Origin of the sequence: Tessaracoccus lacteus (assembly GCF_029917005.1) — a bacterium.
GTDB classification, from domain to species: domain Bacteria; phylum Actinomycetota; class Actinomycetes; order Propionibacteriales; family Propionibacteriaceae; genus Arachnia; species Arachnia lactea.
On the sequence record NZ_CP123967.1, the window covers coordinates 780,989 to 792,728 of the forward strand.

Below are 11,740 nucleotides of genomic sequence, written 5' to 3' on the forward strand. Positions count from 1 at the left end.
GCCAGTCTATGCCCTCACCCCGGAGGGGCGGTCATCGAGCAGCGGTGCTGGTCGAAGTAGACTGCCCGCCATGGCACTGGCACGCGACTGGTTCGACGACGGCAGCGTCTTCGTCGTCGACGTCCCGCTGGCCTGCTGCGCGCTGGAGACGCAGGCTGCGGAGAGGGACCGGCCCGGCATCGACCCGGCCTCGGTCCCCGACGGTGCGACGCTGGTCGTGACGCTGTCCGGCACCATCACCGAGCCGGTGGTTCCCGCCATCCGGCACACTCTCGACAGCCTGCCCCGGCGCCCCGTCGTCGTGGCCTTCGGGGCCTGCGCCTGCATCGGCGGCCCCTACTGGGACTCGTACGCGGTGGTGCGCGGCGCCGAGTCCTTCGTGGACGTCGACCACTTCATCGCCGGGTGCCCGCCCCCGCCGTCCGCGCTCGACGGGTTCCTGGACGACCTCCGTGGGCAGAGGGCCCGCGCATGAGCTGGGTCGAACGCGTCGAATCGGCGCGGGCCGACGGCCACACCTTCCTGCTGGACCTCACCGCGGTCGACGAGGTGGGCTCCTCCGATGAGATCCGCGTCATCGCACGCCTCCTCGACCCCGTCGGCGGCGGGATCGTCACCCTCGACGAGGCTGTGGACCGTGGCGACGCGAGGCTGCCGTCGATCGCGCACCTCCTCCCAGCGGCGGGGTGGCTGCAACGACAGGTGCACGACCTCTTCGGCGTGACATTCGACGGTGCTGACAACCGGCCACTGATCTACCACGGCGACGTCGCGGCCCCCCTGCGCAAGGACGTGCTGCTCGAGCAGCGGCAGACCACGAGCTGGCCCGGGGGCCTGGAGCCTGGCGAGCGCGGCAGCTCGCCCAGCCGACGCAAGCTCGTCCCGCCGGGCGTCCCCGATCCCGCCGTGCTGGCCGCTCCGGACTCCACGGCGGCGGACATCGCGGTGTCCGCGACGGGTGCCCGCGTCCGGAGGTCGCGATGATCCACGGCTCCATCCAGCTGGTCGAGGACCTGTGCACGTCCTGCATGATCTGCGCTCGCGAATGCCCCACGTGGTGCATCTCGCTCACGTCGCATCAGGAGCAGACGATCCCTGCCCCCGGCGCCCGACCCCGCACCCACAACGTGCTCGACACGTTCGAGATCGACTGGTCGCTGTGCATGTACTGCGGCGTCTGTATCGAGCAGTGCCCCACGGACGCGCTGGAGTGGGCTGGCGCCCACGTCGCCCCCGCGTCCTCGCTCGCCGAACTTGCCCACGGCAGGGAGCGGCTCGGCGGAGGCGGTGCGTAGCGTCGCGGCCCGGGCGTGGGAGGACCTGAGGCTGGCCGCCTCGACCCGCGCGGTGTGGGTCGGTTTCCTCGGCAGCCTCGGCATCCTGCTCGGATCGCTGAGCCCCGCGTACCTGCCGCAGGCCTCGCCCATCTGGGATGTGCTGCGCGACCTCGGCATCGACGGCGCCACCACCAAGTGGGTCGGCACGATCGCGACGCTCGTCGGCCTGTCGCTGCTGCTGGAGTCCTGGTTCCGGCTGCGCCCCGCGCGGCGACGGGCCGCCGGCGCGCCGCAGCTGCGCCACTGGGCGGTGCTGGCCATCATCTCGGCTCCGATGCTGGTCGGGCCGCCGATCTTCTCGCACGACGCCTACTCATATGCCGCCCACGGCTGGCTGATCCACAACGGGCTGAACCCCTACCAGGTGGGGCCAGGCATCCTGCCCGGTTACTTCGCGGACCAGGTGGCGTGGGTGTGGCGTGAGACCACTGCCCCGTACGGCCCGCTCGCGCTGTGGATGAGCCACGGCATCGTGAACCTCGCCAGCTTCGACCCCTACCTGTCGGCCGTGCTGATGCGTGTGCCGGCGCTGATCGGGGTCATCCTGATCGGTGTCACGGTGCCCCGGATCGCCAAGCGCGTCGGCGTCGATCCCGCGGCGGCAAGCTGGTTCGCCGTCCTCAACCCCATCCTGGTCATCGACTTCATCGGCGGTGCGCACAACGACGCCCAGATGACCGGGCTGATGCTGGCGGGCATCCTCGTCACGATGCGGATGCGCCGCTGGTGGCTCGGGGCGATCATCGTGGGCGTCGCCGCCTCCATCAAGCAGCCGGCCTTCCTGGTGGCCGTCGCGCTGCCGTTCCTCGTCGCACCCTGGACGTCCTGGCGGCCACGCGCCGTCGCGTGGGCCGCGCTGCGGGCCCTGTCGTCGCTGGCCGTCGCGGTGGCAGTGTTCGCCGGTATCTCGGTCGTCTCGGGGCTCGGGTTTGGCTGGATCAACGCCATCAACGTGCCCGGCATGGTCGACACGGTCTCCCCGTTCACGGTCGTCGGCTACCTGATCCAGCTACCCGTCAACTGGATCACCGGCGACCCGACGGGCCGCGCCGCCGTCGTGGCGCTCAAGGGCATCGGCTCGGTGATGTCGGTGCTCGGCATCGTGTACTTCGCGTTCCGGCACCTCGGCCGGCGGCCGCTGCACTTCATGAGCTACTCGTTCATCTGGTTCGCGCTGTGCGTGCCGGCGCTGCACTCCTGGTATCTGCTGTGGGGCGCCGTCCTGCTGCCGATGACGAAGCCGTCGACCAGGGCCCTGCGGGGAGCCATCGTGGCCACCGTCGTCCTGCTCGGGTTCAACGCGATGAACTTCGGCATCCGCAACGGGGCATGGATGATGGTGCTGATCCTGTTCGGTGCCGCCTACTGGACCATGCACACGCACGAGCTGAGCCAGCCGATGGATGCCGACGACGACGGACCCCGGCCGCGCGAGAAGGATCAGGCGCCGACGGCGTAGTCCACGACGACGGGGCAGTGGTCCGAGATCCGCTCCTCGTAGCTGGCCTCGCGCCCGGAGAACGCGTGCGTCGCCGACCTGGCCAGCGCGGGGGAGGCCAGATGGTAGTCGATCCGCCAGCCCGCGTCGTTGGCGAAGGCCTGCCCGCGCCATGACCACCACGAGTACGGCCCGTCGGCGCCAGGGTGGAGCGCGCGGACCACGTCGACAAGGGTGCGGGGGCCCGTGATGGAGCCGAACCAGTCGCGCTCCTCAGGCAGGAAGCCCTCGGACTTCTGGTTGGTGCGCCAGTTACGCAGGTCCTGCTTCGTGTGCGCGACGTTGAAGTCGCCCATCACGACGAACTCGCGGCCCTCGGCGGCCGAGCGTCGGCGGGAGACGGTCAGAAGCCGGGCCAGCCCTCGCATGAAGCGCATCTTGCGGTCGTACTTCTCCTGTGAGTTGTCCTCGTAGGGCCAGGCGGCCCCCTTCGGGAGGTACAGCGACGCGACGGTCAGCGGGGTGTCGGACAAGTCGACCTCGACGTAGCGGCCCTCTCTGGCGAACGGCGCGAGGTCGCGGCTCACGAGGCGGTCGACCTCGATGTGTTCCTGGGACCCGTGCGGGTCGATGGTCGTCACGGTCCCGCCGAGCGTCCTCACAGCGGTCGGGATCTCGCGGGTCAGGACCGCCACGCCGTTGCGGCCGGCCAGCGTGCCGGTGTCCAGCGTCGCGTGGTAGCCGGCGAAGGCCTCCAGCGGCAGGTCGTCGGCCCGGCAGCGGACCTCCTGCAGGGCGATGATGTCGGCGTTCGTCTGCGCCCACCAGGGGGCGAAGCCGCGCCGCAGCGCGGCCCGGATGCCGTTGACGTTGTGCGTGCCGATGCGCCTCACCAGGAGACCTCCAGCGTCGCGGCGGGCCAGGGATCGGTCGCCAGGCGGCCGTAGGTCAGCACGTCGACCCGCTGTCCGTCGATCAGGAACTTGCCCCGCTCCCGGCCTTCGCGGATGAATCCGGCCCGGCCGGCGACGTTGCCGGACAGCGGGTTGTCGGCCCGGTGACCGAGTTCGAGGCGTTCGCAGCCGCCTGCCGACAGCGCCCAGTTGGCGACCGCCGTCGCGCACGTCGAGGCCCAGCCGCGGCCGCGGTGGGACGCGTTGGTCCAGTACCAGAACCAGCCCACCCGGTTGACCGCGTCGAGAGTCACGCACACCAGCCCGACGAGGCGGTCCCCGTCGCAGATGGCGAACGGGTGCTGGCGCTCATCGTCGATCAGCCCGGACAGGTAGGCCTCGGCCTCAGCCAGCGACGTCACCGTGCCCTGGCGGGACATCGACGGGTCGGACCCGAAGGCGTCGAGCGTGGCGGCCGCGTCGGAGAGTCGCACCGGCCGCAGGGTCAGCTGTGGATCTGTCATCAAGACCTGCCTGGGGATCGGGGCATGGAACACAGGCAGGCTAGCAGTGCGGGAACAACAGCGGTGTGGTTTGGGCCGGGCGCTACGATTTGAGAGCCTGTAAGACCCCATCCACACCTGGAGCCGTAATCTTGTCGACCTCCCTTGAGCCACAGACCCCTCCCTCCTCATCCGCTCCGAAGCCGTGGGCGTCGAGCCCCGAGGAGGTGCTGGCATCCGTCGATTCGACGACCGGGGGTCTTGCGGGATCCGAGGTGGAGAAGCGACTGGCGCGGGACGGCCGCAACGAGCTGCCCACGCCCAAGCCTGTCCCCGCCTGGCGTCGCCTGCTGTCGCAGTTCAACGACATCCTGATTTACATCCTGATCGCCGCTGCAGCGCTCAAGGCGTACTCGGGGGACTGGGTCGACTTCGCCGTCATCGCGGTCGTCATCCTCGCCACCGGCCTGATCGGCTTCATTCAGGAGGGCCGCGCCGCCTCCGCGCTCGCCAGCCTCCAGACCATGCAGTCGCTCGACGCGCAGGTGCTGCGCGACGGCACCTGGGGCGTCGTCGACGCGGCGACCATCGTGCCCGGCGACGTCATCCGCGTCCGCTCAGGTGACCGGGTTCCCGCCGACGTGCGCCTGCTGACCTCCTCGTCGCTGCAGGTCGACGAGGCGGCGCTGACCGGCGAGTCCGTGCCGGCGCAGAAGGAGCTCGAGCCCGTCGCGGCCGAGGCGGGCGTCGGGGACCGCTCCTCGATGCTGTTCTCCAGTACCATCATCACGGCCGGCACGGCCGAGGCCGTCGTCGTGTCGACGGGCGGCAACACCGAGATCGGCCGGATCTCAGCGCTGGTGGCGGACCAGGACAAGCTCGACACCCCGCTGTCGCGGCAGCTCGCGAGGCTCGGCACGCAGCTGGCGATCCTCATCGGCGTGATGGCGGTCGTGATGCTCGCGATCGGCTACTTCGTGCACGATTTCCACGGCGACGAGCTGATCTCTGCAGCCATCGGTTTCGCCGTCGCGGCGGTCCCTGAGGGCCTGCCTGCGCTGGTGACCATCACGCTGGCGCTCGGTGTGCAGCAGATGGCCCGCCGCAACGCCATCACCCGCAAGATGGCCGCCGTCGAGACTCTCGGCTCCGTCACGACGATCTGCTCCGACAAGACCGGCACGCTGACCCAGAACGAGATGACCGCCCGCACGGTGCTGACCTCCGAGGGTCGATACGTCGTCGAGGGCACGGGCTACCAGCCGAAGGGCCACGTCACCGACCCGCACGGGCAGCCCGCGACCCTCCCCGACCACCCGGACCTGGAGGCGCTTGTCATCGCCGCGGGAGCGGCCAACGACGCCCGTGTCGAGGAGACCGACGAGGGCTGGCGGGTCGTCGGGCAGCCCACCGAGGGCGCGCTCGATGTGCTCGCCACCAAGGCGGGCGCCGACATGGCCCACGTCACGCGGCTCGCCACCGTGCCCTTCGAGTCGGCCCACAAGTTCTCCGCGACGCTGGACGACGTCGCCTCCGGGGAGCGCCGGATCCACGTGCTGGGGGCCCCAGACCGGCTGCTCGACCGTTCGACCACGCAGTTGGGCGGCGGAGGCTCCACCGAGACGCTCGACCGCGGCTTCTGGGACGCCGGCATCGACGAGCTGTCGGAGCAGGGCCTGCGCGTCCTGGCCGCGGCCTCGCGCCCGGCCGACGGCGTCGAGGACTTGGCGCTCGACGACCTCGACACGGGGCTGACCTTCCTCGGACTCGTCGGCATCGTCGACCCGCCCCGACCCGAGGTGACAGACGCCATCGCGCTTGCCCACACCGCCGGCATCCGGGTGAAGATGATCACGGGTGACCACGCCGGCACGGCCGTCGCGATCTCGCGCGAGCTGGGCATCGCACCGGCCGAAGGCGACGTGAAGGCGCTCACCGGCGCGGAGCTCGAGGCCATGAGCGACGACGAACTCGCCGCCCAGGTCCGCGACGTCGACATCTACGCCCGCACGTCGCCCGAGCACAAGCTCCGCATCGTCAAGGCGCTGCAGACGCACGACGAGGTCGTCGCCATGACCGGCGACGGCGTCAACGATGCCCCGTCCATCACGCGCGCCGATGTCGGCGTCGCGATGGGCATCAAGGGCACGGAGGCCACCAAGGAGGCCGCCGACATCGTGCTGGCCGACGACAACTTCGCCACCATCGAGAGGGCTGTGGAGGAGGGGCGTCGGATCTACGACAACATCCGCAAGTCGGTGGTCTTCCTGCTGCCGACCAACGGCGGCCAGGGCCTCGTCATCCTCGTGGCCGTTCTGCTCGGCATGGCGCTGCCCCTGTCGCCGGTCCAGATCCTGTGGGTGAACCTCGTCACGGCGCTGACCCTGTCGCTGTCGCTGTCGAGCGAGCCCGCCGAGCCCGGCATCATGAGCCGCCCGCCGCGGTCCACCCAGGAACAGATCCTCTCTCCGAGGGCGCTGGCGCAGGTGCTGTGGTCGTCGGTCGCCATCGGCGGCGCCACGCTGCTGATGTTCATGCGCCAGAACGCCGTCGTCGACTACGACGTGGCCCAGACCGCCGCCGTCACCATGCTGGTCTTCGGCCAGATCGCCTTCCTGTTCAACTGCCGCTTCCTGAACACCTCGTCGCTGACGTGGCGGGTGCTCGTCGGCAACCGCGCGGTGTGGTTCTCGATCGCCGGGCTCATCGCCCTCCAGCTGATCTTCATCCATGCGCCGTTCATGAACACCTGGTTCGGCTCCTCCGAGCTCGGCTGGGCGCAGTGGGGCCCGATCCTCGGCCTGTCGGTCGGCGTGTTCCTGTTCAACGAGCTGGGCAAGTTCATCATCAACCGCGTCGGTCGGCGCTGAGCCGCGGCCCCTCGTCGACGGTCGTGTCGGCTTGGTCTCCGTGCACAAGAATGCCTATGCGGGGGTTGCTGCGCCTATGTTGCAGCGGTCCCGACATACGCATTCTTGTGCTGAAAAAGGGGGCGGGGTCGAAGCAGCGGGCGGAGGCGGGTGGTGTGACGTTCCCCTGTCCGGCTCGACTCCCACGCACAACAATGCCTATTTCGGCGTTGCTGCGCCTATATTGCAGCGGCCCCGGAATAGGCATTGTTGTGCGGAGAAGGGGCGACGGGTTGGGGCAGGGCACGTGGGCGGGCGCAGGGCACGTGGGCGGGCGCAGGGCACGTGGGCGGGCGGCGGGGAGCCGGGGACGGGCTCAGTGGGCCGGGGCAGGGGCTTCGGTCTGCTCTGGAGCTGGAGGTCGGCGGTGACCTCGGCCTTCTTCGGCAGTCAGATGCGGCCCTCGTTACGCGCTGCGGTCAGCTCTGACCGGGGGGTCGCGCTGGCCCCGCCCCATCACCGCCGGCGCCAGCGAGAGAACCCACACGCCAACGATATGCACAGACGCCAACGGTATTCGCGCGAATAGCGTTGGCGTCGGTGACTTTCGTTGGCGTCTGCGACGGACGGCTGTCCTTGTCAGGCGGCTGGACTCGACGATGTACCCGTCAGGGCCGATGTGCGGGGTGCGTCAGCGGTAGTTGACGAACTGGACGGCGAAGTCGTAGTCCTGCTCCGTGATCAGCTTCTGGACGGCCTGCAGGTCATCGCGGCTCTTGGAGGAGACGCGCAGCTCTTCGCCCTGGATCTGCGCCTTCACGCCCTTAGGGCCCTCGTCGCGGATCAGCTTCGAGATCTTCTTCGCGTCCTCGGTCTTGATGCCCTGCTTGGTGGTCGCCGTGATCTTCCACAGCTTGCCGGACTGGCGCGGGTCGCCGGCGTCCAGAGCCTTGAGCGAGACCCCGCGGCGGATCAGTTTCGTCTGGAAGACGTCCAGGACGGCCTTGACGCGCTCCTCAGAGACGGCCTGCATCTCGATGGCCTCGCCCGACCAGGCGATCCTCGCGTCGGTGTTCTTGAAGTCGAAGCGCTGGCCAACCTCGCGCGCGGCCTGGCCGAGCGCGTTGTCGACCTCCTGTCGGTCGACCTTGCTCACCACGTCGAAAGAGCTGTCAGAAGCCATGGTTCATCCTCCCGGGATCGTGCGTCGGGGCCCATTCTGCCAGGGGTGGGCGACCTCCGCGGCGACGAGGACGGCGCTCGACGCGCCCGCTTTGCAGCCCCTGCGGAAGCCCTGCTAAGGTTGTGCGTCGCCGGGGAATCCTGGCTTGGCAGGTTGCCCGAGTGGCCAAAGGGAGCGGTCTGTAAAACCGTCGGCGTAGTCCTACGTTGGTTCAAATCCAACACCTGCCACCAGGCCCCGGATCGGATGGATTCGGGGCCTGAGTCATTTCCGTCCGAGGAAAGGGGCCAACGATGGCCACCCCGCACATCTCCTGCGAGCCCGGCGACATCGCACCGCTCGTCATCATGCCCGGCGACCCGAAGCGTGCCGAGCGCATCGCCAGGACGCGCATGGACGACGCCCGCCTCGTCTCCGACGTCCGGGGCATCGGCGCCTGGACCGGCACCGTCGACGGCGTACCCATGACCGCCATGGCTTCCGGCATGGGTGTTCCCTCGCTGTCGATCTACGCCACAGAGCTCTTCACGCAGTACGGCGTGCGGCGGATCTGCCGCGTCGGCACTTGCGGTGGCATCTCGTCGACGGTGAAGGTGTCCGACGTCATCATCGCGTCGGCCGCGCACACGAACTCCGCGGTCGCGACCATCGACCTGCCGGGCGTGACCCTGTCCCTGGCCCCGAGCTTCGACATGCTGCGCGGCGCCGTCGACCAGGCGCGGGCCGGCGGGTCGAGCGTCCACATCGGGCCGGTCTTCACCAGCGACTTCTTCTACAGTTCCCGCATGGACATCGTGCCCGCTCTCGACAGGCTCGGCACCCTTGGCGTCGAGATGGAGGCCGCTGGCCTGTACGCCTGCGCCGCGGCCAACGGGGGAGAGGCGCTGGCGGTCATGACCGTGTCCGACCACCTGGGGGACGGGTCCGGGGACCTGAGCGCCGAGGATCGCGAGACCCTGTTCCAGACAGCCCTTGAGGCCGCGATCGCCGGCCTGAAGGCGTAGCAGGGCCCCGATTTGGACCGCCGCGCAAACTCGTGTAAGTTTGTGCGTCGGCTGGCCCCTATAGCTCAGTAGGCAGAGCGTCTCCATGGTAAGGAGAAGGTCTGCGGTTCGATTCCGCATGGGGGCTCTGTTCCAGCCCGATCTCGGTCGGGAAGGAACGTCGACGGGGTAGCTCAGTCGGTAGAGCAAGCGGCTCATAATCGCTGTGTCGCGGGTTCAAGTCCCGCCCTCGTCACCGTCAGTGTCAACCGAGCGCTCAGCGCGACGCATAGCGAAGGAATGTGAAATGGCCAAGAAGGGCGGGGACATTCGTCCCAAGATCACGCTTGCCTGCACTGAGTGCAAGGAGCGCAACTACATCACCAAGAAGAACCGCCGCAACGATCCCGATCGTCTCGAGCTCAGCAAGTTCTGCCCGCGCTGCCGCCAGCACCAGGTGCACCGCGAGACCCGCTGATCGCAGTCTTCCGGAAACGGCCGTCCCTGTGGGGCGGCCGTTTCGCATGTCCGACGGCGTCGGCGTTGGGCGAACCTGCCGGCCGCATTAGGCTGGCACCCATGCCGATCACAGCCGAGCACGTGGGCCGCACCTACCCCGACGCCCCCGTCTACGAGGTCAGCCGCGCCAAGATCGCGGAGTTCGCCCGAGCCCTTGGCGACGACAACCCCGCCTACTTCGCCGACAGTCCCATCGCCCCGCCGACGTTCGCCGCGGTCATCGCCGCGCACGCCTGGGAGGCGCTGTTCGGCGACCCGGACCTCGGCCTGGCCCTCAACCGCACGGTGCACGCCGACCAGTCCTTCGTGTTCCACCGGCCCCTGGCCGCCGGCGACGACGTCGTCGCGAAGCTCACGATCGAGAAGGTCCGAAACCGCGGCCCGCTCGACATCGTCACGATCCTCGTCGACCTCGTGGTCGACGGCGCAACGGCCTGCGAGGCCCGCTCCACCCTCATGCACACCCGGGAGACCGCCCATGCCTGACATCGCCATCGGCGACGCGCTGCCCGAGCTGCGCATCAACGTCACCCGCTCGACGGTTGTGCGCTATTCCGGTGCGTCGACGGACTTCAACGAGATCCACTTCTCCGAGCGCCACGCGCTCGCCCTCGGCCTGCCCGGGGTGCTGGCCCACGGCATGTTCACGATGGGCGCGGGGCTGAGGATCGTCACCGACTGGATCGGCGACCCCGCCAGGGTCCTGAGCTACCAGGTCCGTTTCACGCGCCCCGTCGTCGTTCCCGACACCGACGAGGGCACCGACATCGTCTACACCGCCTCGGTCACCGACCTCGCCGACGGCGTCGCGAAGGTCGCCATCACCGCCACCTGCGGTGACGAGGCCGTGCTCGGCGCGGCCCGCGCGGAGGTGCGTGTTGATTGAGCCCTTCGCCGCCGACGACACGGCCTGCGCCGTCGAGCGGCTCTCGCTGCCCGGCGCCGGGGCGCCCGTCAGCGACTCGCTCCTGCTCGCCGACCACACGACACTGAGGGTGGGGGGCCCCGCCGACCGGCTGGTCGTCGCCCGCACCGAGGCCGAACTCATCGCCGCGGTCGGCGACTGCGACCTCCGTGGTGAGCCGGTGCTGGTCGTCGGCGGGGGATCGAACCTGCTCGTGGCCGACGAGGGCTTCCGCGGCACGGTCGTCGTCGTCGCCACCCGCGGCATCTCCGCCGACGTGTCCTACTGCGGAGGCGCCGCGGTCAAGGTCGCCGCCGGCGAGAACTGGGACGACTTCGTCGCCGAGTCCATCCGCCAGGAGTGGAGCGGTATCGCCGCGCTGTCCGGCATCCCCGGCAGCGTCGGCGCGACGCCGATCCAGAACGTCGGCGCCTACGGCTCGGAGGTCGCGCAGGTCGTCACCTCCGTGCGGACCTGGGACCGCCAGGACCGCACGCAGCGCACCTTCCCGCTCGTCGACTGCGGCTTCGCCTACCGGACGTCCCGGTTCAAGCAGAACCCCGGCCGCTACCTCGTCCTCGAGGTCGGCTACCAGTTCCCCCTCGGCGACCTCGACGCGCCCGTCGCCTACGCTGAGCTCGCGCGCACGCTCGGCGTGGAGGTGGGCACCCGCGTCAAGGGCGCGGCGGTCCGCGAGGCCGTCCTCGGCCTGCGTCGAGGCAAGGGCATGGTCCTCGACGCCGCCGACCACGACACCTGGAGCGCCGGCAGCTTCTTCACGAACCCGATCCTGACGGAGGAGGAGGCCGGCAGCCTCCCGACCGACGCGCCCCGGTTCCCGGCCGGCGACGGCCTGGTGAAGTCGAGCGCGGCCTGGCTGATCCAGCACGCGGGCTTCGGCAAGGGCTTCGGCGCTGGGGCGGCCGGGCTGTCGACCAAGCACGTGCTCGCCCTCACCAACCGCGGGGGTGCCTCCGCGGAGGATCTCGTCGAGCTGGCCCGCGAGGTGCGCGACGGCGTGGCGGAGCGGTTCGGGGTGAACCTCGACCCTGAGGTGAACCTTGTGGGCACCTCCCTGTGACAACCTCAAGTACCGGTTGAGAGGTCGAGGCCGGAAACTGGCAGGTGCCA

13 protein-coding genes and 3 tRNA genes are annotated in these 11,740 nt (G+C 69.8%); 13 read left to right on the top strand and 3 right to left on the bottom strand.

Translation table 11 applies throughout. From position 1 onward, the window contains the following. Nucleotides 1-70: 70 nt before the first annotated feature. Genes QH948_RS03505 through mptB form a run of 4 tightly spaced genes read left to right on the top strand, consistent with a single transcriptional unit; the run spans nucleotide 71 to nucleotide 2,796 of the window. Nucleotides 71-475 carry an NADH-quinone oxidoreductase subunit B gene (locus QH948_RS03505; protein WP_281145549.1) on the top strand — a complete coding sequence of 135 codons (405 nt, stop codon included), beginning with the start codon at nucleotides 71-73 and terminating at the stop codon, nucleotides 473-475. Further along, nucleotides 472-984: an NADH-quinone oxidoreductase subunit C gene (locus tag QH948_RS03510; RefSeq protein WP_219080835.1), complete on the top strand. Its 513-nt coding sequence runs from the start codon at nucleotides 472-474 to the stop codon at nucleotides 982-984. The genes QH948_RS03505 and QH948_RS03510 overlap by 4 nt, the downstream gene beginning before the upstream one ends. Beyond that, nucleotides 981-1,295, top strand: coding sequence for an NADH-quinone oxidoreductase subunit I (locus QH948_RS03515; protein ID WP_219080833.1), 315 nt, complete (start codon nucleotides 981-983; stop codon nucleotides 1,293-1,295). Before QH948_RS03510 ends, QH948_RS03515 begins: the two co-directional genes overlap by 4 nt. Then, a complete protein-coding gene (gene mptB / locus QH948_RS03520) occupies nucleotides 1,288-2,796 on the top strand; it encodes a polyprenol phosphomannose-dependent alpha 1,6 mannosyltransferase MptB (protein WP_281145550.1) in 1,509 nt (502 codons plus the stop codon). The genes QH948_RS03515 and mptB overlap by 8 nt, the downstream gene beginning before the upstream one ends. Here mptB and QH948_RS03525 read toward each other — a convergent pair. Next, on the bottom strand, nucleotides 2,778-3,668 hold the full coding sequence (locus tag QH948_RS03525) for an exodeoxyribonuclease III (RefSeq protein WP_281145551.1): 891 nt from the start codon (nucleotides 3,666-3,668) through the stop codon (nucleotides 2,778-2,780). The two genes, mptB and QH948_RS03525, sit on opposite strands and share 19 nt — an antisense overlap. Beyond that, a complete protein-coding gene (locus QH948_RS03530; protein ID WP_281145552.1) occupies nucleotides 3,665-4,192 on the bottom strand; it encodes a GNAT family N-acetyltransferase in 528 nt (175 codons plus the stop codon). The genes QH948_RS03525 and QH948_RS03530 overlap by 4 nt, the downstream gene beginning before the upstream one ends. Nucleotides 4,193-4,398: 206 nt before the next feature. Here QH948_RS03530 and QH948_RS03535 point away from each other — a divergent pair, with 206 nt between their 5' ends. Then, entirely contained in the window at nucleotides 4,399-7,041 is a 2,643-nt protein-coding gene (locus QH948_RS03535) for a cation-translocating P-type ATPase (RefSeq protein ID WP_281145553.1), read from the top strand. A 670-nt stretch (nucleotides 7,042-7,711) separates the two neighbouring features. Here the strand turns inward: QH948_RS03535 and QH948_RS03540 are convergent. Next, on the bottom strand, nucleotides 7,712-8,203 hold the full coding sequence (locus QH948_RS03540; RefSeq protein WP_219080824.1) for a YajQ family cyclic di-GMP-binding protein: 492 nt from the start codon (nucleotides 8,201-8,203) through the stop codon (nucleotides 7,712-7,714). Between the two features lie 147 nt (nucleotides 8,204-8,350). Between QH948_RS03540 and QH948_RS03545 the strand changes: the two genes are divergently transcribed. The 8 genes from QH948_RS03545 to QH948_RS03580 all read left to right on the top strand — a co-directional run bounded on the left by QH948_RS03545 (nucleotide 8,351) and on the right by QH948_RS03580 (nucleotide 11,690). Then, nucleotides 8,351-8,436 (top strand) — tRNA-Tyr (locus QH948_RS03545). 60 nt (nucleotides 8,437-8,496) lie between these two features. After that, the gene (locus QH948_RS03550) at nucleotides 8,497-9,207 is read left to right on the top strand and encodes a purine-nucleoside phosphorylase (protein WP_281145554.1); all 711 of its coding nucleotides are present in this window, start codon (nucleotides 8,497-8,499) and stop codon (nucleotides 9,205-9,207) included. A gap of 54 nt (nucleotides 9,208-9,261) precedes the next feature. Continuing rightward, nucleotides 9,262-9,334 (top strand) — tRNA-Thr (locus QH948_RS03555). 35 nt (nucleotides 9,335-9,369) lie between these two features. Beyond that, nucleotides 9,370-9,442: transfer RNA gene (locus tag QH948_RS03560), tRNA-Met, on the top strand. Nucleotides 9,443-9,493: 51 nt separating this feature from the next. Beyond that, on the top strand, nucleotides 9,494-9,664 hold the full coding sequence (gene rpmG, locus QH948_RS03565; RefSeq protein ID WP_219080820.1) for a 50S ribosomal protein L33: 171 nt from the start codon (nucleotides 9,494-9,496) through the stop codon (nucleotides 9,662-9,664). A gap of 101 nt (nucleotides 9,665-9,765) precedes the next feature. Then, complete coding sequence (locus tag QH948_RS03570; RefSeq protein ID WP_281145555.1) at nucleotides 9,766-10,191, top strand: FAS1-like dehydratase domain-containing protein; 426 nt, start codon at nucleotides 9,766-9,768, stop codon at nucleotides 10,189-10,191. Then, nucleotides 10,184-10,591, top strand: a complete 408-nt coding sequence (locus tag QH948_RS03575) for a MaoC/PaaZ C-terminal domain-containing protein (protein ID WP_281145556.1) — start codon at nucleotides 10,184-10,186, stop codon at nucleotides 10,589-10,591. Before QH948_RS03570 ends, QH948_RS03575 begins: the two co-directional genes overlap by 8 nt. Then, nucleotides 10,581-11,690, top strand: coding sequence for a UDP-N-acetylmuramate dehydrogenase (locus QH948_RS03580; RefSeq protein ID WP_281145557.1), 1,110 nt, complete (start codon nucleotides 10,581-10,583; stop codon nucleotides 11,688-11,690). The genes QH948_RS03575 and QH948_RS03580 overlap by 11 nt, the downstream gene beginning before the upstream one ends. The last annotated feature ends 50 nt before the right edge of the window (nucleotides 11,691-11,740 follow it).

What these genes read in the sequence shown, in the direction of transcription:
- QH948_RS03505 (WP_281145549.1), top strand. Translation starts at nt 71, where the DNA reads ATGGCACTGGCACGCGACTGGTTCGACGACGGCAGCGTCTTCGTCGTC.
- QH948_RS03510 (WP_219080835.1), top strand. Translation starts at nt 472, where the DNA reads ATGAGCTGGGTCGAACGCGTCGAATCGGCGCGGGCCGACGGCCACACC.
- QH948_RS03515 (WP_219080833.1), top strand. Translation starts at nt 981, where the DNA reads ATGATCCACGGCTCCATCCAGCTGGTCGAGGACCTGTGCACGTCCTGC.
- QH948_RS03530 (WP_281145552.1), bottom strand. Translation starts at nt 4,192, where the DNA reads ATGACAGATCCACAGCTGACCCTGCGGCCGGTGCGACTCTCCGACGCG.
- QH948_RS03540 (WP_219080824.1), bottom strand. Translation starts at nt 8,203, where the DNA reads ATGGCTTCTGACAGCTCTTTCGACGTGGTGAGCAAGGTCGACCGACAG.
- QH948_RS03550 (WP_281145554.1), top strand. Translation starts at nt 8,497, where the DNA reads ATGGCCACCCCGCACATCTCCTGCGAGCCCGGCGACATCGCACCGCTC.
- rpmG (WP_219080820.1), top strand. Translation starts at nt 9,494, where the DNA reads ATGGCCAAGAAGGGCGGGGACATTCGTCCCAAGATCACGCTTGCCTGC.
- QH948_RS03570 (WP_281145555.1), top strand. Translation starts at nt 9,766, where the DNA reads ATGCCGATCACAGCCGAGCACGTGGGCCGCACCTACCCCGACGCCCCC.
- QH948_RS03575 (WP_281145556.1), top strand. Translation starts at nt 10,184, where the DNA reads ATGCCTGACATCGCCATCGGCGACGCGCTGCCCGAGCTGCGCATCAAC.